Here is a 22,880-nt window from a genome sequence, read left to right on the forward strand (position 1 = left end):
CACTATACATTGGAGAGAGTTAGGGAGAGGAAAAACCACAACCAGCATGAAAGTACACATCATTGGCGGCGGAAACTTAGGTGTTTCTATCGCATTAGGATTATCAAAATTTTCAACAGAAAATCAGGTTACCGTAACCAGAAGAAATACATCAAGCATTCTATACCTTGAAAAATTAGGCGCCACGGTTTCAACAAATAATACACATCAGATTCAGGAAGCCGATGTCATTATTCTAACTATAAAACCCTACCAAGTAGATACTGTTTTAGCCGAAATTCTCCCTGTAATTTCAAATAAAATTATCGCTTCGGCTGTGAGTGGATTATCAATAGAAAATTTACAAAACAAAATCGGAGCGGCCAATAGTGCCATCCGAATAATGCCCAATATTGCGGCACAATTTGGCGCGTCAGCCACTTGTATTGCGTTCCATGAAAAAGATAAAGACAAGGCACAGGATATAGTTTCTCTTTTCCAAAGTTTGGGAACCGCTCCTATAATTGACGAAAAATTAATGGATGCAGCAACCGTTTTAGCGGCTAGCGGAACTGCTTTTGCATTGCGTTACATTCGTGCTTCTATGCAAGCCGGAATCGAAATAGGATTTGACTGGCAAACTGCTCTGGCCATATCTGCACAAACTGTAAAAGGCGCTGCCGAAATGTTGTTGGAAGAAAAAGTACACCCAGAACAATTAATAGATCGCGTAACTACTCCACAAGGCTGTACCATTGCGGGATTGAACGAAATGGAAATGCACGGATTCAGTTCGTCCTTGATTCGAGGAATCAAAACGTCATTGAAACAAATCAAGGGGTAAGTTTACTTTAGGTATGTCTTTATCCGTAAATTATTGATGGCATTTTTTCAAAAACGGTTGATGTTTTAACGAGTTAATTTATAAAGATTTATAGACAAATCTCTAAATAGAAATTGCCTAACCATTAATTAAGATTCTGAAATTGGTATCTTAATTAATAGTTAGGCAATTTTTTTTTCTTGTAATAAATAGAACTAACGGGCAGTAAATGAATTTTGACTAATGTCCTTTGCCATAAAAAGATTTAAGCCATATGATTGCTTAAATCTTTTATTTTTTGGTAGTTTGCTTTTATAGCAGCATGTTGCTCTTTTACCATCATCAGTTGTTCCAAAGATAAATCTTCAGCTTGAGTTAATGCGTCATCGTAGGTTTCAAGTGCAGCTTCTTCTCCATATTCGCATGAATTGATTATCGCTTTTCTGTCGCTACCTGTCACTGCAGATTTAATATCCATCCACACTCTAAACAATTTACCTGATGTAGTTGTTCCTTCAGTTGGTGTTCCGCCTAATCTTTTTACTTCTGCAACAAGATCTGATTTGCATTTTAAACTCGTTTCAGTAAAATGAGAAAATAATGTTTTCAAATCTGTTTCATCAGCCTCTTTTGAAGCAGTTTCGTACCCTTGGATTCTATCGTTGTTGATTTGAACTAACGAATTTAATATGTCAATTGATTTTTCAGTGTTCATCTTATTTGTATTTATAGAGTGAATTAATTTTCACTTACACAAATATCAAGATACTTAGCACCATAAGCTTTACACAATTTTTTTTAAAATTTGTAACATTGACACATTGTTAAGTATTTGACAAACAGAATTTAAAACATGCTGTAGTGAAAAACTTTAATTCTGAATTCGATGTATTAGTTACGCACATAATACTCTACATCAGGAATCATTTTATAAAATAAATCTTATATTTGAAAAAAACTATCATGAAAAAACTACTCCTATTAACGTTTATTTTAATTTCAAGTTACACTGTTAACGCCCAACAAAACAAACAAAAACAACTGCTTAGGCATGTGGTAATGTTTGGTTGGAAACCGGTAACTGATGCAGCTGCAATTGACAAAGTGGTAACAGCATTTGGGAGTTTGGAACATAAAATAAAATTAATCAAAGCGTACGAATGGGGTATCAACAACAGCCCTGAAAACTTGAATAATGGTTTAACCCATTGTTTTGTGCTGACTTTTAAGAGTGAAGCGGATAGAGATGCGTATTTGATTCACCCGGATCACAAAGCTTTTGTGGCTGTTTTGAGTCCGGCACCGGATAAAGTAACTGTAGTTGATTATTGGACGAATAAGTAAACAAAAACCGATTTAAAAATTAAAGATTATTAAATATAAAATGAAAAGAGTATTAGCAGTCCTGATATTAGCATTTAATCTAAATGTAAACGCCCAAGAAGTAAGTGTTGAAAAATCAATTTTTGGAATACAAACTGGATTTGGAGTACACACTGGAATTTGGTTCAACAATGAAAGCAAACTTTCAAATAGCATCGCTTTACGAAGTGAAATTGGGCTTGAAAAGGATTTTACCGTTGGAGATCATTACGATGGAGCTGGTTTTATTTTGCAACCTGAACTTACAGTAGAGCCAAGATATTATTACAACTTGGAAAAAAGGAACTCAAAAGGTAAAAAAACAGCCAATAACAGCGGAAACTATATTTCGATTAAAACAAGTTACCATCCGGACTGGTTTGTTATTAATTTAGCTGATAACGTAACTAAGACAGCTGATTTAGCTATTGTGCCCACTTGGGGTTTAAAACGTCAAATAGGCAATCATTTTACGTATGAAACAGCAGCGGGATTTGGATATCGCGTTGTGTATTTAAAAGAGAATTCAATTAATGGTAACGTGCAGAATGTAGACGGAGCATACAATAGAAATCAATACATTCCTTATCTACATATAGGAATTGGATATGTTTTTTAGGGAAAAAGAAAAAACAATAATGGATATCTCATCTTGTTTTATAGAATCAAAAAAGGCTGTTTAATACAGCCTTTTTTAATTCTATGTGTATATGATTAAGAGTTGGTTCTTGTCTAGATGTTTTACAATTTTTATTTATAGTTCTAATGGTAAAAAGAAAATTGCAATTAAACAAATACTATTACAATTTGCCGTAAAAGTAGACCAAAACTAAAATAGTTAATGGTTTTTTACATTTTTAACAGCGAACTTTTTAGTAGGTTTCAAATTAAATTTTAACCACAAGAAACCAATGGTTCCTGCAATAAATGAAGCAACCAGAATCGCAATTTTAGAATAGGTGATAACTTCTTCGCCATCATTTTTAAAAGCAAGCAAGGTTATGAAAATAGACATCGTAAATCCTATTCCACCCAGCATTCCAGCGCCCAGAATACTGCTCCATTTTAAATCTCGTGGTAACGTACAAATCCCTAGACTCACGGCAAGGAACGAAAATAACCATATTCCCAATGGTTTTCCTACCACAAGACCCAGCATAATTCCAATCGTGTTAGGATGATTTAGTCCCTCATGCCAATCAGTGTTTATGGCAATACATGTATTTGCTACAGCAAATAAAGGAAGGATAAAAAACGCTACCGGGTTGTGTAAAAAATGCTGTAATCGGTACGAAGATGTTTTTTTGCCCCCATTTCCAAACGGAATTACAAAGGCCAATAATACACCTGTTATCGTAGCGTGAACTCCTGAATTTAGCATGAAATACCACATTGCAGCACCACCTATTAAATAGGGAATAAGACTGTGTACTTTTCTTCGGTTCAGTATAAACAAACCACCCATAATAGCAAAAGCAATGAATAAATTCACATACGCAATAGTATCCGTATAAAAAATCGCAATTACCATGATAGCACCTAAATCATCAATCACGGCAAGTGCTGTCAAAAAAACTTTCAGTGATGTAGGTACGCGATTTCCTAAAAGAGATAAAATACCAATTGCAAAAGCAATATCAGTCGCCATAGGGATTCCTGCACCGTTTTGTGTGATAGTTCCAAAATTCAACAATAAAAAGATTCCTGCTGGAACAACCATGCCTCCAAAGGCACCAAAAATAGGTAATGCTGCATTTTTTATGCTGGATAATTCTCCTTGGTAAATTTCTCGTTCTAATTCTAATCCAATGAGGAGAAAAAAGATAGTCATTAACCCATCATTAATCCAGTGCGTAATGGAATGACTTCCAATATTAGTTTCCCAAAAAGCGATATACTCGGTTTGAATGGATGAATTAGCTAATAAAAGAGAGAGTATTGTAACAAATAGTAATAAGAGTCCGCCTGCTTTTTCACTTTCAAAAAAAGCTTTAAATGTTTTTGTCAATTTCATTTTTGGATTTTCATTTATTATAAACAGAAGGTTGATAACAAAAAATTATTAAGCGCTAATTTACGATTTTAAGCGCTAATATCCTCCGATAAATCAATAAACCGTAATTTTTTTGTTAATTTGAAGTATCAAAAACTGAATAATTATGGACATCAAAATCCTTCACATAGACAGCAATCATCCCGTACTTTGGGATCAATTACAGCATTCCGGGTTTATAAACCACAGTGATTTTACTTCGTCAAAAGAAGAAATTGAAGCTAAAATTAATGAATATCAGGGTGTTGTAATTCGTAGTAGGTTTAAAATTGATAAAACTTTCTTGGACAAAGCGACTAATTTGCAATTCATCGCGCGCGTTGGAGCCGGATTAGAAAGTATCGATTGCGATTATGCAACGTCCAGAAACGTCACGCTTATTGCAGCTCCAGAAGGAAATAGAAATGCTGTTGCCGAACATACATTAGGAATGATTTTGTCACTTTTTAATAAATTGAATCAAGCCGACAGTGAGATACGAGCAGGTCATTGGAATCGAGAAAGTAATCGCGGTCATGAGTTGGATGGCAAAACAGTGGGAATTATTGGTTACGGGAATATGGGAAAATCTTTTGCCAAAAAACTCCGTGGTTTTGATGTCAAAGTGTTGTGTTATGATATTCAGGAAAATGTAGGCGATGCTAATGCGAAGCAGGTTTCATTAGCAGAATTTCAAGAAAAAGTGGATGTACTGAGTCTACACATACCTTGGACTCCCGAAACGGATAAAATGGTTGATGCTGATTTCATCAATGGTTTTGCAAAACCTTTTTGGATTATCAATACCTCTCGCGGTAAGAACATTGTCACTGCTGATTTGGTTGCGGCTATGCAACCCGGTAAAATTCTTGGAGCAGGTTTAGATGTTTTAGAATATGAGAAGTTGTCTTTTGAAACCCTTTTTCAAGATAAAAACACACCAGAGGCTTTTCAATATTTGTTGAAGGCGAAGAATGTAATCTTGAGTCCCCATATTGCCGGCTGGACATTTGAAAGCCATGAAAGATTAGCGCAAGTCATAGTTGATAAAATTAAAGTGAAGTATTTTGGTCAAGCCAAAGTTGAAGCGTCGGAGCAACGGGTTACGGGAATTGGCGGTTTCTTTTTTAAATCAAAAAATCCCAAAGAATTGGTGGCTTGGTACGGAAAACATTTGGGTTTAAAAACAGATCAATATGGTTCTACTTTTTGGTGGAAAGACAAAGAAGGAAATGATTGCTCAACCCAGTGGTCGCCATTTGCGGAGGACACTACTTATTTTGCTCCAAGCGAAAAACAGTTCATGCAAAATTTCCGAGTGCATGATTTAGAGAATGTTATAAAAAAATTATCGGAGGAAGGTGTAACAATTGTGGGTGATATGGAGACTTATGAGTATGGAAAATTTGGTTGGATACTAGATTCCGAAGGAAATAAAATTGAACTTTGGGAGCCAGTTGACACCGCATTTCAATAACCTAAAACTTAAAACCAATACAAAACAAACTTATAGCTAGAACTTATGGAAAACCAAAAACACGAACATTGGAACAATCCAAAGCCTGTTCAACAAGATAACAAAAAAATTGCTGCAGGTCTACTTGCGATATTATTAGGACCTCTCGCAATACATAAATTCCTTTTGGGATATACCACAGTAGGGATTATCTGGTTAGTGATAAGTCTTTGTACTTGTGGAACGGTAACTGGTTTGTTAGGATTAATTGAAGGAATTATCTATTTGACCAAATCTGACGAAGAGTTTTACCAAACGTATCAAGTTGGAAAAAAAGCTTGGTTCTAAAACATAAAAAATCCCGTCTCGTCTTTTTAGGACCCGACGGGATTTTTTTGTTTTCTAATTTTTTTGATATAAATTTCAAGAACTAATTGCAGTTTGCTATAACAACGAAATTAATCTTCTTTCTCGGTAAGTTTACGTTCTAGTTCAGCCTGAAATTCTTCCATTACTGGTTTCATCGTGCTCTCTGGAATATCTGCAATTCTGATGTACATTAATCCATCTACAGCATTGTTAAAAAGTGGATCTACATTAAAAGCAACCACTTTTGCATTTTGTTTGATGTATTTTTTAATCAAAACTGGCAAACGCAAACTTCCAGGTTCCAGTTCATCGATGATTTTATCAAACTTATTCAAATCAGATTCGGCTTCATCAAAAATGAAATCTTTGTCCGCATCTTTTAGTTTTACTTTATACGCTTTCTTAGGGTGAATGTACTGCGCAATATATGGATCATAGTAATTTGATTTCATGAATTCAATCATCAGTGATTTCGAAAAATCTGAAAATTGATTGCTTATACTTACACCACCCAGTAAAAATTTATGTTCTGGGTAACGTAATGTTGTGTGCATAATCCCTTTCCAAAGCAGGAAAAGAGGCATTGGTTTTTGCTGGTATTCTTTGATGATAAAGGCGCGACCCATTTCTATGGATTTGTGCATCATATCATATAATTCAGGTTCAAATCGGAATAAGTCGTTGAGGTAGAAACCATTTATGCCATATTTAGGATAGATTTCTGAACCCAATCCCATTCGGTAGGCACCAGCAATTTTATTGGCTTCATTATCCCATAAAAACAAGTGATGGTAATATTGATCGTGTTTGTCTAAATCAATGGATTCATTAGTTCCTTCGCCTACTTCACGAAAAGTTATTTCTCGAAGACGTCCTATTTCATGCAGAATATTGGGGATTTTTTTTGCTTCTGCAAGAAACACTTCGTAATTTTTACTTTGCAAAAGGCGACAATCCGTACTTCGCAATGCATCTACTTCTTTGGTCATTTTGTCCTGACTTGCGGGAGTTACAATTTTCTTAGGACTTTTAGGAAGTTTTAAATTTGGAGGCGTAAGTAATTTACTTTCTTTCTCGAAAGGATTAGCGAGCATGTAGGTTTTCTTTCTTAAAAACTCAGAATATTCTTCAATAGTTGCATGTTCGTTTTGTTCGCTTACTGAAATGGGTTTGCCAATACGCACTTTAATCACGCGTCGTTTCTGGCTAAACACTTCCGAAGGTAATTTTGCAGTTCTAAAAGTGCCACTTATTTTAGAAAGCAAATAAAATAACCGACTGTTTTTTGCATGAAAATAAATAGGAACAACAGGAACTTGGGCTTTTCTAATGACTTTAATTGCACCTTCTTCCCAAGGTTTGTCGACCATTAATTTTCCGTCCTTATAAGTAGAAACTTCTCCAGCAGGAAACATTCCCAATGGTTTTCCATCGCTTAAATGACGAAGGGTTTCTTTGATTCCCACCACGCTAGATTTAGCATCCTTATGATTTTCAAAAGGATTTACAGGCATGATATATTTTTTGAGAGGCTCAATACGGTGCAAAAGAAAATTAGCGATGATTTTGAAATTTGGTTCTCTTTCAAGCATTAATTTCAATAATAAAACACCGTCAATTCCTCCCAGCGGATGATTTGAAATGGTGATATAAGCGCCCTCTTTAGGTATTCTTTTTAGATCCTCTTCGGGAATTTCGAATTTTATTTGTAGGTCATCTAATATCCCATTTAAAAATGCAACATCTTTTAACTGTTTATTTCTGTCGTATACTTTGTTTAAGGTAGAGATTTTTAGCACCTTCATTAGTATCCAGCCAGAAAAAGTCCCTAGGACTCCGTACTTATCTGCATTTATTGCCTTTGCAACTTCTTTCGCGGTTACTAAACCCATGTATTTTTTTGTTTTTTTAGAGCAAGAAACAAAGATAGCAAAAAACTCCATTTTCTCTATTTTTATGAATCAAACTTCTACTTTTTTGTTACATTTGGAAATCAAAAAATACTTTAATGAGAATTATTTCATACAACGTAAACGGAATCAGAGCAGCCATTTCAAAAGGATTTATCGACTGGTTGCAACACGCAAATCCGGATATTATTTGTCTTCAAGAAATTAAGGCATCCGAAGATCAAATTCCGGTAGACGATATCGCTAAAGCCGGATATCCATACCAATATTACTATCCAGCAACAAAAAAAGGATATAGCGGCGTAGCCATTCTATCTAAAATTAAACCTAATAAAGTTGTTCATGGCACTGGAATTCATCACATGGATTTTGAAGGAAGAAACCTTCGTGCTGACTTTGATGATTTTTCTGTGATGAGTTTGTACCTGCCATCGGGCACAAATATTGATCGGTTAGGCCATAAATTCACGTTCATGGATGATTTTCAAAAATATATTGACGAACTCAAAAAAGAAACGCCAAATCTAATAATTTGCGGGGATTACAACATTTGCCACGAGGCAATCGACATTCATGATCCTATCCGAAACAAAAATGTTTCCGGTTTTTTACCACAGGAAAGAACTTGGCTCGACGGATTCATGAAATCAGGTTTTGTGGATAGTTTTCGCCATTTCAATAGTGAACCGCACCAATATACATGGTGGAGTTATCGTGCGGGAGCCAGAGGAAACAATAAAGGTTGGCGCATCGATTACAATTTAGTCAGCGATTCTTTAAAACATAAATTGAAAAGAGCCGTTATTTTATCGGATGCCGTGCACTCAGATCATTGTCCAATTTTAGTGGAATTAGAGTAAAATTTTCAGGAGCTATTTACTTAGTCAGTTCGCTTCTTTTGTGTTCCGCTTTACTCTGCAAATGAAATTCAATGAACAACAAAACAAAATACTAACCTGGTGAAGTAATCTTGTTTTTTTGAAGAAAAAATAACAAGAAATTTAGTTTCAAGCGAAGTTCACTGAACTCCGCTGAAAATAGAAATTAAGTGAAGTAATCGGGGGTAGGGCATTCGGATTCAGTTTAAATTTTTAGGTTCAAAACAACATTCAAAATAACATAAATACTATCAAAATGATTAAAAGAGTTTCCATCGCGTTATTGATATTGTCGCTTTCAACTTCCTGTGTTTCCAAGAAGATATACAACGACTTAGAAAATAAGTACGCCGATTCCAAAAAAGAAAACAGAAGTTTAGCAGATGAAAATGCCGATTTGCTAAAAGCTAAAAACCAATTAGAATTAGACCGCGACGGTTTAAAAACTGATTTGGGTAAATCCAAAGCCGAACTGGATAAATTGAAAGCAGATTACGCCGCAGCTCAAAATAAATTCAAAGTCTTACAGGATTCCTATGCAGCTTTAGAAAAAAATAGTGGAGATGCTTTGCAAAGTAACATGAAGAAAAACCGTGATTTGCTGGAGCAATTAGATGAAAAAGGAAAAGCGTTGGCATTAGAACAAGACCGATTGAGCAAAAGCGCACAACGTTTGCAAGAGCTAGAAGATTTGATTGCCGCCAAAGAAGCGAGCATGAAAAAACTAAAAGAAACCTTGTCCAAAGCCTTGAATAGTTTTGAAGGAAAAGGCTTGACCGTGCAACAAAAAAACGGGAAAGTATATGTTTCTATGGAGAATAAACTACTATTCAATTCTGGAAGTTGGGCCGTAGGTTCCGAAGGAAAAAAAGCAGTTGTAGAATTGGCAAAAGTTTTGGGTGACAATCCGGAAATTTCAGTTTTAATTGAAGGTCATACGGATGATGATGCTTTTACAGCTTCGGGTCCAATTGCGGATAACTGGGATTTATCAACCAAAAGAGCAACAGCAATTGTAGCAATTTTAAGTGAAAACAAAAAAATCAATAAGGAAAATCTAACCGCTGCCGGACGAGGAGAATTTTCACCCTTAGGAAGCAATGCAACTGCTGAAGGAAAAGCGAAGAACCGTAGAATCGAAATCATATTAACCCCAAGATTAGATGAAATTGCCGAAATGTTGAATGAGATAAATTAAAAAGAAGCAAAGTTTTAAAGAAGCAAAGGTTCAGAGTATGTGCTTTGGACCTTTCTGTTTTTTAGTACAAGATATTTTGTAAAACATCCAAAATTTATAATTTTCACCATTTAGGAATTAAGAAAATTAAGTGTTGATTCTTAATGAAACTTAATCTCTTAATGGTTTTAAAAAAAAAAATTTTTTTCGAAAAATATCCAAAATCAACAAGGTTCATCATTAAGGAATTAAGAGAATTAAGCGTTGATTATTAATGAAGCTTAATTTCTTAATGGTTTAAAAAAACTATTCTTAACCGCTAATTCGCTAATTTCATCTCTTGCTTGAGGGTTTTTTAATTTGCGAATTAGCGGTTATGTTTTTAACATCCTGTAAACTTTTCTCAATTTTCTGTTAACATTAAATCGTAACAACAAACTAATTTTATCTTTGTTTTCGAAAAATAAAATACAATTTCCTTAAAAATGAAATATACTACTTTACCCAATACTGATGTAAAAGTCAGCAAGATTTGCCTTGGAACGATGACCTTTGGTGAACAAAATACGGAAGCTGATGGTCATGCCCAAATGGATTATGCTTTAGAAAACGGAGTCAATTTTTTTGATACTGCCGAAATGTATTCGGTTCCAGCGCGTCAGGAAACCTACGGAAGTACAGAGAAAATTATTGGAACCTGGTTTAAAAAAACTGGAAAAAGGGAAGAAATAGTTTTGGCTTCTAAAATTGCTGGACCTAATCCGAATTTTGGCTACATGAGAGAGAAATTAGATTTCTCACCGGCCAGCATCAAGTTTGCATTGGATAACAGTTTACAACGCTTACAAACAGATTATATTGATGTGTACCAATTGCATTGGCCAGAACGCAAAACTAATTATTTTGGACAACGCGGTTTCAAAGTACAGGACGATGCTTGGGAAGATAATATTCATAATGTGTTGGAAACATTGGACGGTTTTGTCAAAGAAGGAAAAATCAAACACATCGGACTTTCAAATGAAAATCCCTGGGGGATTATGCGTTTTCTGGAGGAAAGTAAATACAACAATTTGCCAAGAGTAAAAACGATTCAAAATCCATATTCATTATTGAATAGACTTTTTGAAAACGGTTCTGCTGAGGTTTGCCTAAGAGAAAATGTTGGTTTATTAGCGTATTCACCAATGGCTTTTGGGGTTTTATCGGGTAAATTCTTGACTGGACAAGCGCATCCAAATGCCAGAATCAAATTGTTTCCGCAGTATTCCAGATACAACAGCGCACAAAGTACTGAAGCAACTCGATTGTATCAGGAAATCGCTGAGAAAAACGGACTAACCTTGACGGAATTGTCTTTGGCATTTATAGAACAACAGCCATTTGTAACGAGTACAATTATTGGGGCAACAACACTGGAACAATTAAAAGAAAATATCGATACGATTCAAGTGTCTCTTTCGGATGAAATCTTAAAAGCGATTGATGAAGTTCAAGCAGTGATTCCTGATCCTGCTCCGTAAAGTAATTTTAACTTCAAAATTCACAAAGAAGCAATTCAAACCTTTGTGAACTTGGCGCTTTCTTTGTGAACTTTGTGGTTAAATATTAAGAATTAAAGATCAAATTCCTCGTCAACAGCTAAGGAATCCACTTTTATTTGCGTTGAATCTTGTATTTTATATTTGATAAGAGATTTTGCAGGACCGGAAATCAGTATGGGTAAGGACCTATTAATTGTGTCTTCTGGAGTCAAAAGTCCTCTTCGAAACATAATATTAGTCAGGAACGATTCTTGTTTTACAGCAAAATCTTTCAACATCCCTTGATCGTTAAACTGATACATGAATTTTTTAGGACTTGGAATAATTCGGGCGAGATACAAGCATTCGTTCAGCGATAATTCCGAAGGTGTTTTTTGAAAATAAAACTGACTTGCTTCTCCAATTCCATATACATTTGGACCCCATTCGATAATATTAAAATATACTTCGAGCATGCGTTCCTTACTCACAATTCGGTTATTTTCCAGGATGTAAACCAATAATATTTCCTCCAGTTTGCGGGATACGGTTTTCTCCCGACTCAGAAATGCATTTTTTACTAGTTGCATGCTTATGGTACTGGCGCCGCGTGAAAACTTTTTGGTTCTGATGTTTTTTACGATGGATTGTTTGAATGCTTCGCTGATGAATCCACGATGCGAAAAGAAAGAAGGATCTTCAGTAGTCAAAACCGACTTTCTTAAATACGGTGAAATTTGGTCTAGCGGCGTATAGTTTGGATTGGCTGCACCAACTAAAACTGGACGTTGCAACACATTTTTGATAAGGGCACGATATACAAATTCGCCATTGAGTTTGTTCAGGTTGGCTTCGCCATATTTGGTAATTTTTAGATTTTCTTTCTTCAATTTACTGTCAAAAACCAACTGATTGGGTTTGTTTTGGTTAAAAGCAAAGTCCAATTTGTAATCAAAAGCACCACTAGCTTCCATCCCTTGAAAATGGGTAAATAGACCTTCAGGAAGCGAAGTGATAAAATCCTGCGCTTTCATTTTTGGAATGTTGACTTTGAGTTTGTAAATGGTGTCTTTCTCCGTTTCATAAATTGCATAAGGATGAAATTTTATTTTGTTCAACTGAACCGTTGAGCTGCTGTCAATAGAAATAAAATCAGAACCTAATAAGAATCGGTAATCAAATTTAGCATTTTTCAGTAAGACATCTTTGCTGGCAATTTTCGGATGGTTGAGTTTTAAATTGGCAATAGCCATAAAGCCATCAATATGCAGTAAGTTACCGTCTTTATCGATGTTTTGAATGTTCAATCGAATAGAGTCAAAGCTTGATTTCAGGTTGAAACGCTCGTCTAAATACGGCATTTGGATTGCGCCGGTGTCAATATTTACGAAACGAATATCTGCTTTTTTGTTTCTTGGGTCAGCAAATCCTTTGATTCTCCACCGTTGTGAAATCGTATTGGTTTGAACTTTTATCGAAGTTTCGAGTTGTTTGTTGATTAATCGCAATTTTTGGAAATTGACGGTTGCCTTTTTCCCGTTATCATTAAGTCGAAAAGAAAGATTGTCTAAAATCATATCCGTAGGGACTAAATTCAGTACTTTTGAGATTATTCTGTAGGCAAACTGGGCGTAATCTCTTTTTTCATCGCGTATTTCTGTTTGATTGTCTTTTTTTAGAAAAGCATCAAAATTGCTCACTTTTCCTTTTTTTACTAACTGTACAAAACCGTTTTGGACTTCTAGAGTTCCAAGTTGGACATCGCCTGTTAGGAGGTGCCATAAATTGACGCTAGTTTTTAGTTTTTGGATTTTAAAAAGCGTGTCTCTGTGTTTTGGAACCAGAATTATTTCGGTAAGATTCAAACCTGATAATCCGTCAAAAGAAGCTTTTTTTATCGTAAAAGAGCTGTTGTAATCCACTTCCATTTCATTGGAAACTTTTGCTATGGTTTGTTGTAAAACGGCATCTCGAAAGATATAAAAACCGCCTACAATAAAGCATGTAACCACAAGGAATATCTTAAAAAAAAGACCAATTTTTTGTTTTGTGGTTTTCATGTAGCGTACTTTTATTTGGGGTGGCAAAAATAGCAACTTTTTAAGTGTTTTGCTTATGGTTAAACTAAAGTTTAATAAACCATTAGCATAAAGATTGTTTTGGTTTGTGTTTTTCTTTCAAAATTGGTGTAGTGTACTCAATTGTACCACATTCAATGTGGATTTTTACATTATGTTTAGAAGTAATAGGTCTACTTTTTGTTTTTGATTTGCGTATTTGATATGCAAAAGTGTGCCTTCGCCCATTCGGTTATAATAATCTAATGCTTTATTGGCAAAAAAGCGTTTGTGAAAATGTGAGAGTTCAGGTACTTGCGGATATTGTTCATGAAAAAGCATTTCGTAATAGGCCTGCCATTCTCTTTCATTTTTATCTTCAATCAAGTTTTCTTTCGTTTTTTGTGTCACGTGAATCATTTCATGCATCAGCAGATTGAGCATTAAGTGCAGCGGAAATTCAAAAGTGTTTTCAGGAATTCGTATGATTTGGGGCTCACCTAGAGCGCCTTCGGTTGTCATTAGGACAAATTCTGGTTTGGCTTTCTCCCTTAATTCGAAACCTTTGAAATTGGGGTTTTCTAAGCCATATTCTTGTATTAAAAACTGGGCAGCAGCAATGGTTTCTCCAAGTTCATGAAAGGTATTGACGATTTGTAGGTGTTCTGGAAACGATTTCATTTTTCATTTTGTTTTAAAAATCACCCAAACAATTCACTCGCCACATCTTCAATTTTGGCTACCAATCTGATTTTGATTCCGGTATTTTTCAGCGCAATTTTATTGTATTTGGATACAAAAATGGTCGAAAATCCTAATTTTTCTGCTTCCTGTATGCGTTGGTCCACCCGGTTTACTGGGCGAATTTCACCAGAAAGTCCCACTTCGCCGGCAAAGCAAAAATCTTTATTTACTGCAATATCTTCATTCGAGGATAAAATAGCGGCTACAACTGCTAAATCTATTGCTGGATCATCTACTGAGATTCCTCCCGTTATGTTGAGGAAAACGTCTTTGGCGCCAAGCCTAAAACCGGCTCTTTTCTCTAAAACGGCCAGAATCATATTGAGTCTTTTAGCATTATAACCTGTGGTGCTGCGTTGCGGTGTTCCATAGACTGCAGTGCTTACCAAGGCTTGGATTTCAATCATCAACGGACGCATTCCTTCTAATGTGGAGGCAATTGCGGTTCCAGATAATTCTTCGTTTTTGTGTGAAATCAATATTTCTGATGGATTCGAAACTTCACGCAAACCGTTTCCTAGCATTTCATAAATACCAATTTCAGCAGTGGAACCGAAACGGTTTTTTAACGAACGTAAAATGCGATAAACGTGGTTTCGGTCGCCTTCAAACTGCAACACCGTGTCTACCATGTGCTCCAGGATTTTTGGTCCTGCAATATTACCATCTTTGGTGATGTGACCAATCAGAATCACGGGAATATTGGTTTCTTTAGCAAATTTAATCAGTTCGGCAGTAGTTTCTCGTATTTGAGAAATACTTCCGGGAGTAGATTCAATATAATCTGTATGCAAGGTTTGAATAGAATCGATTATCACGATTTCTGGTTCGATGGCTTCAATTTGCTTGAAAATATTTTGTGTTTTGGTTTCAGTAAGAATATAGCAATTGTCGCCGCTTGGCGTGATTCTTTCGGCACGCATTTTTATTTGTTTCTGACTTTCTTCACCCGAAACATATAAAGTTTTGTAAGGTAATTTTAGAGAAATTTGCAATAAGAGCGTGCTTTTTCCAATGCCGGGTTCGCCACCCAAAAGGATTAAAGAACCGGGAACGATACCGCCTCCTAACACACGATTTAATTCGCTGTCAGTAGTGTCCATCCGGATTTCCTGAGCCGAATCAATTTCGTTTATTCGTAACGGTTTTGGTGCTTTATTACTGGAAGCTGGTTCGCTTTTCCAAGCTACTTTTTCTTGTTTTTGGATTATTTCCTCTGCTATGGTGTTCCATTCTTTACAAGAATTACATTGTCCTTGCCATTTTGCATATTGTGCGCCACAGTTTTGGCAAAAAAAAGTTGTTTTTACTTTTGACATTATTTTTTTGGTGTTTGACTGATCATATCATCATATTTCTCCATCATCATATTTTTTGTGAGGTCGCCAATTTCTTCTAATTGCGAAGCGGTTTGGTATCGTTTTGCTGCTTTTTTCAGGTCACCTGTTTTTTCATACATTAAACCCAATTCATAATCGGCAAGCATAGATTTTGGATAATTTTTATTAGCAATTTCAGCTAATTTGTCTAATTCTGAATAGGCTTTATTTTTAAGAATTGCAGCTTCAATAGCTTTGAAATCATTGACGCGAATGGGGATTTTAAGACCTAAATTTTTAGATAAAACCTCATATTTATTAGTCAAATAGTCCACATATCCGGATTGAAGAATGACAATTTTATCCGAATATTCAGTTGAGGAAATAGGTTTATACGCATCGAAAAATTGGTAAAGCGCATGGGGAATCGAATACAGAACCAGTGAATAATGGGAAGCTCCTGCAAAATTATCAAACTTGTAATTCAGTAACGGATTTGTAACTTGTTTTATATTTGTGTCTAGTTGCTTGATTGATGTTTGGAGTTTTTTTACATCGCCATCACCATTTGACTGATAATAAAAAATAGGTTGTTTAAGTTTTGAAAGCTGCTCCGGAATTCGATTTTCCATATCAGGAGCAAGTTCTGGACTCAATGAAATATAGGCATTAAAAATAGGATTGTCTTTGTATAGAAAAAAGTTCAAAAAACCAGCAGTTGTGTCGTGACCGGCTATGATGCGGAAAGGCGCAACAGGATATTTCTTTTCGATGTAGGGTAGTAATTCGGCACCAATGAATTCGAAAAATTTTGCTCCTTTTCCAGAAGGAACTCCATTTGCTTCATCATAATTGCAGTCGTCATATCGTTCGTTGTTTTTGTTTTGGCTAATGCCTACGATGATGGTTTCGGGTAAATCATCCCAATAGGCTCCATAATTTAATGTGCCGTAGAAAGGGTCAAACAGATAATCTCCGTCTAACAGAACTAGAATTGGGTATTTTTTATTTGGATTTTTTTCAAAAGAAGGCGGCAGTCCAATAGTGATTTCGCGACTTTCACCAAGCACTTGTGAATCGAAAGCAATCGTAGTTTTTTGTGAAAATACGGAAACAGAAAAGAGTAATAAGAGTATTATTTTTTTCATAATTTGGTTTATTTTAGAAAGTGTAGAAATTCTAATTATTAGCAAGCAATATAAACATAATTACTTTTATTAGAAAATGAATACCAGTAAATGTTGCGATTGCGTTTTGGTTTCAAGCGAGGAACTAGCTAAAAAAAATAGCCACTCATTATTGATTTTAAAAGTCAAAATCAGATAATCAGTGGCTAAAAATATTGTTATTTTTTTGTATGAATAGGAATTAAGTCAACGAATTGTCATTTTCATTTGGAAAAATAATCCATGGTTTGAAGGTTTTAGCTTCCTCAAAATCCATGCTTGCGTAGGAAATGATGATGATGATATCGTCTTTTTGTACTTTTCTGGCAGCAGGACCGTTGAGTGTTATGGTTCCTGAATTTTTTTCGCCTACGATCGCATAAGTGTCAAAACGCTCACCGTTATTGATGTTTACGATAGAGACTTTTTCGCCTTCAATAATATTGGAAGCTTCTAGTAATGACTCGTCAATAGTGATGGATCCGATGTAATTTAAATCGGCTCCGGTTACCTTAACGCGGTGAATTTTTGATTTTAATACTTGAATTTGCATGCTACAAAAGTAAATTAATTTAATGAAATGGTGTCAATCAAACGAATATTGTTGACTAATACGGCAATAAAAGCGCGGTATTTTTTATTTTTATTTTTTCGAGTACAGGATATAAGAGTTGCTTCGTCCGCAATGGTGAAGTATTCTAATGTAAAGTGAGGATTATTATCGAATGATTTTTGAACCCATTCTGATATTTCAGTCGTACTTTTTGTAACAAATTGCTCTTTTACTGTGCTAAGTACTTTGTAAATAATAGCAGCTTCGTCTCGTTCCATACCGGATAAACGTTCGTTTCTGGAGCTCATGGCAAGATCATTAGCTTCTCTATAAATAGGACAGCCAATGACGTTTACTTTTAAGTGATTTTTAGCGACCATCTTTTTTACAATTTGTAATTGTTGAAAATCTTTCTCGCCAAAATAAGCGTTAGTTGGATCAACAATTTCAAAAAGTCGCTTTACAATAGTCCCTACACCATTAAAATGTCCGGGTCTGAATTTGCCTTCCATTTGGTTTTCCAATCCATCAAAATCGAATGGTTCTGAGACTGGTTTTCCGTCATAAATATCTTCAACACTGGGTGCGTACAAGATGATTTCTGGATTCAAATTGGTTAATTTTTTTACATCTTCATCCAATGTTCTTGGATATTTTGCCAAGTCTTCTGGGTTATTGAATTGGGTAGGATTTACAAAAATACTGACAACGGTAGTGTCATTTTCCAGCAGTGATTTCTGCATTAAAGCTAAGTGACCTTGATGTAAAGCACCCATAGTAGGAACAAATCCAATGGAGGAATGGATGGTTTTTATAGATTTCAAATAGTCCATTAAAGAAGCTTTTCCGTAGAAAATATGCATGGCAGTATTATTAAAATTAGTTGCAAACTTACTATTTTAGTTAATAACTGCATAAATTTTTGTAATTTTGCATGGTTTTTATTGCCAATAAATTAAGTAAATTACAATATGAAAGATAAGAGGATATTATATGTATCATCTGAAGTGGTGCCGTATCTCGCTGAAAACGAGGTCTCTTTAATGTCTTATGACGTTCCAAAAATGATTAATGATCAAGGCGGACAAATAAGAATTTTTATGCCAAGGTATGGAAATATTAACGAGAGAAGACACCAATTGCACGAGGTAATTAGACTTTCGGGGATGAATTTGGTAGTGAATGACTTGGATATGCCGTTAATTATAAAAGTAGCTTCCATTCCAAAGGAAAGAATACAAGTTTACTTTATTGATAATGATGAATATTTCAAAAGAAAGGCAACGTTTGCTGATGAAGAAGGTGTGATGTATCCTGACAATGATGAGCGTGCCATATTTTTTGCAAAAGGAGTTGTGGAGACCGTTAAGAAACTCAACTGGGTTCCTGATATTATTCATGTACATGGATGGATGGCTGCTATGCTGCCTATTTATATGAAACATTTTTATAAAAATGAAGCATTGTTTTCAGAGACAAAGATTGTTACTTCTGTTTACAGTCAATCTTTTGATGGTACTTTAGATATAGAGATGATTAATAAAGTAAAATTTGATGGTATTCCTGATGAGGCAATTTCGGATTTGGAAGTTCCAGGTTATGAAAACATCATTAAGGCCACTATTAAGCATTCAGATGCGGTGATTATTGCATCAGAAAACCTGTCTCCAAGTTTAACAAAATATATAGAATCTTCAGGAAAACCTTTTTTACCTTTCGCACCGAAAGATGCATTCGCAGAAGCGTATACTAATTTCTATAGAGATGAGGTTCTTTAAATTAAACTTTTTTATTAAATATGTACAATAATTCTTTTTTTAAGAAAATTCTGTTAGTTACGAGTGTTGTTTTTTTATTTTCTTGTGATAAAGATTATAATGAAATTGGAGGGGATTTAATTGGTGAAAACAATTTTGATCTCAAAAAAGAAACGTACGATGTTTTAGCTTACAATCAAAAAACGGGTCCTATACAGTCAAATGACCTTGCGATAAATCCCTTGGGAATTTATAATAATCCAAATTTTGGTGAAACAACTGCTAATTTTGGTACGCAATTGACTCTTTCTGAAACCATGACTACAATTGGTACGAGGCCTCACATAGAAAGTGTAGTTTTGACAATTCCGTATTATTTTGATGCTTCCAAAACAGTTAAAAAAACAGATGGTAGTAATGTATATGTATTGGATTCAATATATGGTCCAGATAAAGCTGAGATGAAACTAAGCGTTTACGAATCAGGTTATTATATGAGAGATGCAGATCCTATTGGAGGGTTTGTTCAACCTCAAAGATATTTTACAAATCAAAATGCAGAATTTGATAATATTAAAAAACCAAATCGTTTAAATGACGACACCAATTTGGCTCAAAATGACAAGTTTTTCTTTGATCCATCAGAGCATGTAGTCACTACAACAGATTCAATTACTAAAGCAGTTACAACTACAAGAACTCCTCCGGGAATGCAATTGAATTTAAATAAAGGTTTTTTCAAAACTAAAATAATTGACGCCGTAGCTTCTGGAAAGTTAGCGACAAATGATGTTTTTAAAGAGTATTTCAGGGGACTTTATTTTAAAATGGAGAAATCAGGAAGTAGTGCCGGAAATTTAGCAATGTTGAATTTTAAGGATGGAAAAATCACTATAAAATATAATGAAGATCTATCAACGACAACTTCGGGTGTCACAACAGTTACAAGGGTTAAAAAGACGATAGTTCTTAATATGACTGGAAATTCAGTAAGTTTGTTGGATACAGATTTTACAGGTAGTGGACTTGCTTATAATGCATTGCCAAACACTGGAAATACAACCGAAGGTGATGAAAAATTATATCTAAAAGGTGGTGAGGGATCGGTTGCTGTTTTAAGTCTATTTAACGCCCCAGGCGAGTTAGACGCGATTAGAAAAAGTGGATGGTTGATCAATGATGCTAGTCTTGTTTTCCATATTGATGCTGCTGCAATGGCGAATAGTTTTGTACCACAAAGAATTTACCTCTATGATTTCAATAATAATCGTCCTATAGCTGATTATTATTTAGAATCGGAAAACAATACAAATCCTAAAAAGTCAAAACTAATTTTTGGTGGTAATTTAAACACAGATGCAGTTACTAAAAAGGGAACCACTTATAAAATCAGAATAACTAATCAGATAAGAAATCTTGTAAAACATGCAGATTCAACAAATGTTAAGTTGGGACTAGTGGTTACAGAGGATATTAATATAGATGCATATCATAGGGTGAGAACTCCAAATGCTTTTATTACTGGAGCGCCAAAAGCATCAGTAATGAATCCTTTAGGAACTATTTTACATGGAGGTAATTCCACAGTTCCTAATGATAAGAGATTGAAGCTTGAAATTTATTATACAAAACCTAATTAAAGAACTATGTGTGGAATCGTTGGATATATCGGTTATAGAGAAGCTTATCCTATTGTAATAAAAGGATTAAAGAGACTTGAATATAGAGGTTATGATAGTGCAGGTGTGATGTTATATGATGGTCAAGAACTAAAACTTTGTAAAACAAAAGGTAAAGTTTCAGATCTTGAAGAGAAAGCCTCTACAGCAATTACAACAAACGGAACTATTGGAATAGGACATACGCGTTGGGCAACTCATGGTGTTCCAAACGATGTTAATTCTCATCCTCATCTTTCTAATTCAGGTGATTTAGCCATAATTCATAACGGAATTATTGAGAATTATGCACCTTTAAAAGAAGAATTGCTAAAACGTGGTTATGTTTTTCATTCTGATACTGATACTGAGGTATTGGTAAATCTTATTGAAGAAGTACAAAAAAAAGAGAATTTAAAATTAGGTAAAGCAGTTCAGGTTGCCTTGAATCAAGTAGTGGGAGCTTATGCAATTGCTGTTTTTGATAAAAAGAACCCAAATGAAATTGTTGCTGCACGATTAGGGAGTCCATTAGCAATAGGTGTAGGCGAAGGTGAGTTTTTTATTGCTTCGGATGCCTCGCCTTTTATAGAGTATACGTCAAATGCAATCTATCTAGAAGATGGCGAAATGGCTAATATTAGATTGCATAAAGCTATGAAAATTAGAAAAATTAAAGATGATTCTTTAGTTGATCCTTATATTCAAGAGCTTCAAATGAACTTAGAGCAAATAGAAAAAGGTGGTTACGATCATTTTATGCTCAAGGAGATTTATGAACAACCAAGTGTTATAAAAGACACTTATCGAGGAAGACTTCATGCAAACGAGGGGATTATTCAAATGGCTGGAGTTGAGGATAATTTAGAAAAATTCCTTAATGCTGATAGGATAATCATTGTGGCATGTGGAACATCGTGGCACGCAGGCTTAGTAGCAGAATATGTGTTTGAAGAGTTTGCTCGTATTCCTGTAGAGGTTGAATATGCTTCGGAGTTTAGATACAGAAATCCAATCATAAATAAAAAAGACGTAGTTATAGCGATCTCGCAATCAGGAGAAACAGCAGACACTATGGCCGCAATAAAACTTGCCAAAGAACACGGAGCGTTTGTATTTGGTGTTTGTAATGTTGTGGGTTCTTCTATATCTAGAGAAACACATGCTGGAGCTTACACACATGCGGGGCCAGAAATAGGTGTTGCATCGACTAAAGCTTTTACTACACAAATTACAGTCTTGACAATGATTGCATTGCGTTTAGCAAAAGCTAAAGGAACGTTGTCTAACACTGATTTTCATACTTATTTGCAAGAATTGGAAATTATCCCTGAAAAAGTCAAAGAGGCTTTAGAAACAAATGATAAAGCAAAAGAAATTGCCTTAGCTTTTAAAGATGCGCATAATTGTCTTTATTTAGGAAGAGGGTATAATTTTCCTGTTGCTCTTGAAGGAGCTTTGAAGCTTAAAGAGATATCTTATATTCATGCTGAGGGATACCCTGCAGCTGAAATGAAACACGGACCAATTGCACTAATTGATGAACATATGCCAGTAGTTGTTATTGCACCTAAGCAAGGACACTATGATAAAATTGTTAGTAACATTCAGGAGATTAAATCCAGAAGTGGAAAAATTATTGCTGTTGTTACTAAAGGAGATACTCAAGTGCGTGAATTAGCTGATTATGTTATTGAAATCCCTGAAACATCAGATGCTTTGTCGCCATTAATAACTACAATACCATTACAACTATTGTCATATCATATTGCAGTTATGCGAGGTTGCAATGTTGATCAACCCCGTAATTTAGCAAAATCTGTCACTGTAGAATAAAATTTATATACTAAACAGATTTACTTTCTAATTTTTCAAAAAAAGCCTCATAAGATTTTCTTTCGAGGCTTTTTTTTTTGAATCCTTTTTTTTGAATGAATTTTATTTACATCGTTGATAAGGGTAAAAAAACGTTAAATTTACTCGGCCATGTCACTTTTGTCAAATATCTAAAAATTAAAAATTTTTTTGTGATAAATGTATTTTTAGTATGCATGCATAGTGATATTCTATTATTATTGCATAATTTTTAACATATAATAATAAAAAATAAATATAGA

Annotated in this window: 19 protein-coding genes and 1 pseudogene; 11 read left to right on the forward strand and 9 right to left on the reverse strand. The window is 34.8% G+C overall.

Annotated elements, in window-relative coordinates:
* Nucleotides 1-46: 46 nt before the first annotated feature.
* A complete protein-coding gene (gene proC, locus DFR66_RS05615) occupies nt 47-823 on the forward strand; it encodes a pyrroline-5-carboxylate reductase (RefSeq protein ID WP_114753861.1) in 777 nt (258 codons plus the stop codon).
* Nucleotides 824-1,067: 244 nt separating this feature from the next.
* Here proC and DFR66_RS05620 read toward each other — a convergent pair whose 3' ends face one another.
* Nucleotides 1,068-1,517 carry a PA2169 family four-helix-bundle protein gene (locus DFR66_RS05620; RefSeq protein ID WP_114753862.1) on the reverse strand — a complete coding sequence of 150 codons (450 nt, stop codon included), beginning with the start codon at nt 1,515-1,517 and terminating at the stop codon, nt 1,068-1,070.
* Between the two features lie 248 nt (nt 1,518-1,765).
* Between DFR66_RS05620 and DFR66_RS05625 the strand changes: the two genes are divergently transcribed.
* Together DFR66_RS05625 and DFR66_RS05630 are read left to right on the forward strand one after the other, a co-directional pair.
* The gene (locus DFR66_RS05625) at nt 1,766-2,146 is read left to right on the forward strand and encodes a Dabb family protein (RefSeq protein WP_114753863.1); all 381 of its coding nucleotides are present in this window, start codon (nt 1,766-1,768) and stop codon (nt 2,144-2,146) included.
* A 40-nt stretch (nt 2,147-2,186) separates the two neighbouring features.
* A complete protein-coding gene (locus tag DFR66_RS05630; protein WP_114753864.1) occupies nt 2,187-2,783 on the forward strand; it encodes a hypothetical protein in 597 nt (198 codons plus the stop codon).
* 219 nt (nt 2,784-3,002) lie between these two features.
* On the opposite strand, the gene nhaA is transcribed toward DFR66_RS05630, so the two are convergent.
* Complete coding sequence (gene nhaA / locus DFR66_RS05635; RefSeq protein ID WP_114753865.1) at nt 3,003-4,178, reverse strand: Na+/H+ antiporter NhaA; 1,176 nt, start codon at nt 4,176-4,178, stop codon at nt 3,003-3,005.
* Between the two features lie 145 nt (nt 4,179-4,323).
* Between nhaA and DFR66_RS05640 the strand changes: the two are divergent.
* Together DFR66_RS05640 and DFR66_RS05645 are read left to right on the forward strand one after the other, a co-directional pair.
* Nucleotides 4,324-5,262 (forward strand): annotated as a pseudogene (locus tag DFR66_RS05640) (2-hydroxyacid dehydrogenase); the annotation flags it as partial.
* A 456-nt stretch (nt 5,263-5,718) separates the two neighbouring features.
* A complete protein-coding gene (locus tag DFR66_RS05645; RefSeq protein WP_114753866.1) occupies nt 5,719-6,000 on the forward strand; it encodes a TM2 domain-containing protein in 282 nt (93 codons plus the stop codon).
* A 110-nt stretch (nt 6,001-6,110) separates the two neighbouring features.
* Here DFR66_RS05645 and DFR66_RS05650 read toward each other — a convergent pair whose 3' ends face one another.
* A complete protein-coding gene (locus DFR66_RS05650; protein WP_114753915.1) occupies nt 6,111-7,913 on the reverse strand; it encodes a GNAT family N-acyltransferase in 1,803 nt (600 codons plus the stop codon).
* 116 nt (nt 7,914-8,029) lie between these two features.
* On the opposite strand from DFR66_RS05650, the gene DFR66_RS05655 reads away from it, so the two are divergent.
* The 3 genes from DFR66_RS05655 (at nt 8,030) to DFR66_RS05665 (ending at nt 11,509) form a co-directional block, all read left to right on the forward strand.
* Nucleotides 8,030-8,791 (forward strand): exodeoxyribonuclease III, encoded by a 762-nt coding sequence (locus DFR66_RS05655; protein WP_114753867.1) that lies wholly within the window; start codon nt 8,030-8,032, stop codon nt 8,789-8,791.
* A gap of 274 nt (nt 8,792-9,065) precedes the next feature.
* Entirely contained in the window at nt 9,066-10,007 is a 942-nt protein-coding gene (locus DFR66_RS05660; RefSeq protein ID WP_114753868.1) for an OmpA/MotB family protein, read from the forward strand.
* A gap of 464 nt (nt 10,008-10,471) precedes the next feature.
* Nucleotides 10,472-11,509 carry an aldo/keto reductase gene (locus tag DFR66_RS05665; protein ID WP_114753869.1) on the forward strand — a complete coding sequence of 346 codons (1,038 nt, stop codon included), beginning with the start codon at nt 10,472-10,474 and terminating at the stop codon, nt 11,507-11,509.
* Between the two features lie 92 nt (nt 11,510-11,601).
* On the opposite strand, the gene DFR66_RS05670 is transcribed toward DFR66_RS05665, so the two are convergent.
* The 6 genes from DFR66_RS05670 to panC form a co-directional block, all read right to left on the reverse strand.
* The gene (locus DFR66_RS05670) at nt 11,602-13,569 is read right to left on the reverse strand and encodes a transglycosylase domain-containing protein (protein WP_114753870.1); all 1,968 of its coding nucleotides are present in this window, start codon (nt 13,567-13,569) and stop codon (nt 11,602-11,604) included.
* A 165-nt stretch (nt 13,570-13,734) separates the two neighbouring features.
* Nucleotides 13,735-14,247 (reverse strand): hypothetical protein, encoded by a 513-nt coding sequence (locus tag DFR66_RS05675; protein ID WP_114753871.1) that lies wholly within the window; start codon nt 14,245-14,247, stop codon nt 13,735-13,737.
* A gap of 20 nt (nt 14,248-14,267) precedes the next feature.
* Nucleotides 14,268-15,629 (reverse strand): DNA repair protein RadA, encoded by a 1,362-nt coding sequence (radA, locus tag DFR66_RS05680; RefSeq protein WP_114753872.1) that lies wholly within the window; start codon nt 15,627-15,629, stop codon nt 14,268-14,270.
* Nucleotides 15,629-16,777 carry an alpha/beta hydrolase gene (locus tag DFR66_RS05685; RefSeq protein ID WP_114753873.1) on the reverse strand — a complete coding sequence of 383 codons (1,149 nt, stop codon included), beginning with the start codon at nt 16,775-16,777 and terminating at the stop codon, nt 15,629-15,631. The genes radA and DFR66_RS05685 overlap by 1 nt, the downstream gene beginning before the upstream one ends.
* A 220-nt stretch (nt 16,778-16,997) precedes the next feature.
* Nucleotides 16,998-17,348 carry an aspartate 1-decarboxylase gene (gene panD / locus DFR66_RS05690; protein WP_114753874.1) on the reverse strand — a complete coding sequence of 117 codons (351 nt, stop codon included), beginning with the start codon at nt 17,346-17,348 and terminating at the stop codon, nt 16,998-17,000.
* A gap of 14 nt (nt 17,349-17,362) precedes the next feature.
* Nucleotides 17,363-18,211 (reverse strand): pantoate--beta-alanine ligase, encoded by an 849-nt coding sequence (gene panC / locus DFR66_RS05695; protein WP_114753875.1) that lies wholly within the window; start codon nt 18,209-18,211, stop codon nt 17,363-17,365.
* 108 nt (nt 18,212-18,319) lie between these two features.
* Between panC and DFR66_RS05700 the strand changes: the two genes are divergently transcribed.
* The 3 genes from DFR66_RS05700 to glmS are packed head-to-tail and all read left to right on the forward strand — an operon-like array spanning nt 18,320 to nt 22,599.
* The gene (locus tag DFR66_RS05700) at nt 18,320-19,126 is read left to right on the forward strand and encodes a glycogen/starch synthase (RefSeq protein WP_114753876.1); all 807 of its coding nucleotides are present in this window, start codon (nt 18,320-18,322) and stop codon (nt 19,124-19,126) included.
* 20 nt (nt 19,127-19,146) lie between these two features.
* A complete protein-coding gene (locus DFR66_RS05705; RefSeq protein WP_114753877.1) occupies nt 19,147-20,745 on the forward strand; it encodes a DUF4270 domain-containing protein in 1,599 nt (532 codons plus the stop codon).
* A gap of 6 nt (nt 20,746-20,751) precedes the next feature.
* Complete coding sequence (gene glmS, locus DFR66_RS05710; protein WP_114753878.1) at nt 20,752-22,599, forward strand: glutamine--fructose-6-phosphate transaminase (isomerizing); 1,848 nt, start codon at nt 20,752-20,754, stop codon at nt 22,597-22,599.
* Nucleotides 22,600-22,880: the final 281 nt, after the last annotated feature.

The organism is Flavobacterium glaciei (genome assembly GCF_003350545.1).
GTDB classification, from domain to species: domain Bacteria; phylum Bacteroidota; class Bacteroidia; order Flavobacteriales; family Flavobacteriaceae; genus Flavobacterium; species Flavobacterium glaciei.

Coding starts and splice junctions, on each gene's coding strand:
- proC (WP_114753861.1), top strand. CDS start 47: ATGAAAGTACACATCATTGGCGGCGGAAACTTAGGTGTTTCTATCGCA.
- DFR66_RS05620 (WP_114753862.1), bottom strand. CDS start 1,517: ATGAACACTGAAAAATCAATTGACATATTAAATTCGTTAGTTCAAATC.
- DFR66_RS05625 (WP_114753863.1), top strand. CDS start 1,766: ATGAAAAAACTACTCCTATTAACGTTTATTTTAATTTCAAGTTACACT.
- DFR66_RS05630 (WP_114753864.1), top strand. CDS start 2,187: ATGAAAAGAGTATTAGCAGTCCTGATATTAGCATTTAATCTAAATGTA.
- nhaA (WP_114753865.1), bottom strand. CDS start 4,178: ATGAAATTGACAAAAACATTTAAAGCTTTTTTTGAAAGTGAAAAAGCA.
- DFR66_RS05645 (WP_114753866.1), top strand. CDS start 5,719: ATGGAAAACCAAAAACACGAACATTGGAACAATCCAAAGCCTGTTCAA.
- DFR66_RS05650 (WP_114753915.1), bottom strand. CDS start 7,913: ATGGGTTTAGTAACCGCGAAAGAAGTTGCAAAGGCAATAAATGCAGAT.
- DFR66_RS05655 (WP_114753867.1), top strand. CDS start 8,030: ATGAGAATTATTTCATACAACGTAAACGGAATCAGAGCAGCCATTTCA.
- DFR66_RS05660 (WP_114753868.1), top strand. CDS start 9,066: ATGATTAAAAGAGTTTCCATCGCGTTATTGATATTGTCGCTTTCAACT.
- DFR66_RS05665 (WP_114753869.1), top strand. CDS start 10,472: ATGAAATATACTACTTTACCCAATACTGATGTAAAAGTCAGCAAGATT.
- DFR66_RS05670 (WP_114753870.1), bottom strand. CDS start 13,569: ATGAAAACCACAAAACAAAAAATTGGTCTTTTTTTTAAGATATTCCTT.
- DFR66_RS05675 (WP_114753871.1), bottom strand. CDS start 14,247: ATGAAATCGTTTCCAGAACACCTACAAATCGTCAATACCTTTCATGAA.
- radA (WP_114753872.1), bottom strand. CDS start 15,629: ATGTCAAAAGTAAAAACAACTTTTTTTTGCCAAAACTGTGGCGCACAA.
- DFR66_RS05685 (WP_114753873.1), bottom strand. CDS start 16,777: ATGAAAAAAATAATACTCTTATTACTCTTTTCTGTTTCCGTATTTTCA.
- panD (WP_114753874.1), bottom strand. CDS start 17,348: ATGCAAATTCAAGTATTAAAATCAAAAATTCACCGCGTTAAGGTAACC.
- panC (WP_114753875.1), bottom strand. CDS start 18,211: ATGCATATTTTCTACGGAAAAGCTTCTTTAATGGACTATTTGAAATCT.
- DFR66_RS05700 (WP_114753876.1), top strand. CDS start 18,320: ATGAAAGATAAGAGGATATTATATGTATCATCTGAAGTGGTGCCGTAT.
- DFR66_RS05705 (WP_114753877.1), top strand. CDS start 19,147: ATGTACAATAATTCTTTTTTTAAGAAAATTCTGTTAGTTACGAGTGTT.
- glmS (WP_114753878.1), top strand. CDS start 20,752: ATGTGTGGAATCGTTGGATATATCGGTTATAGAGAAGCTTATCCTATT.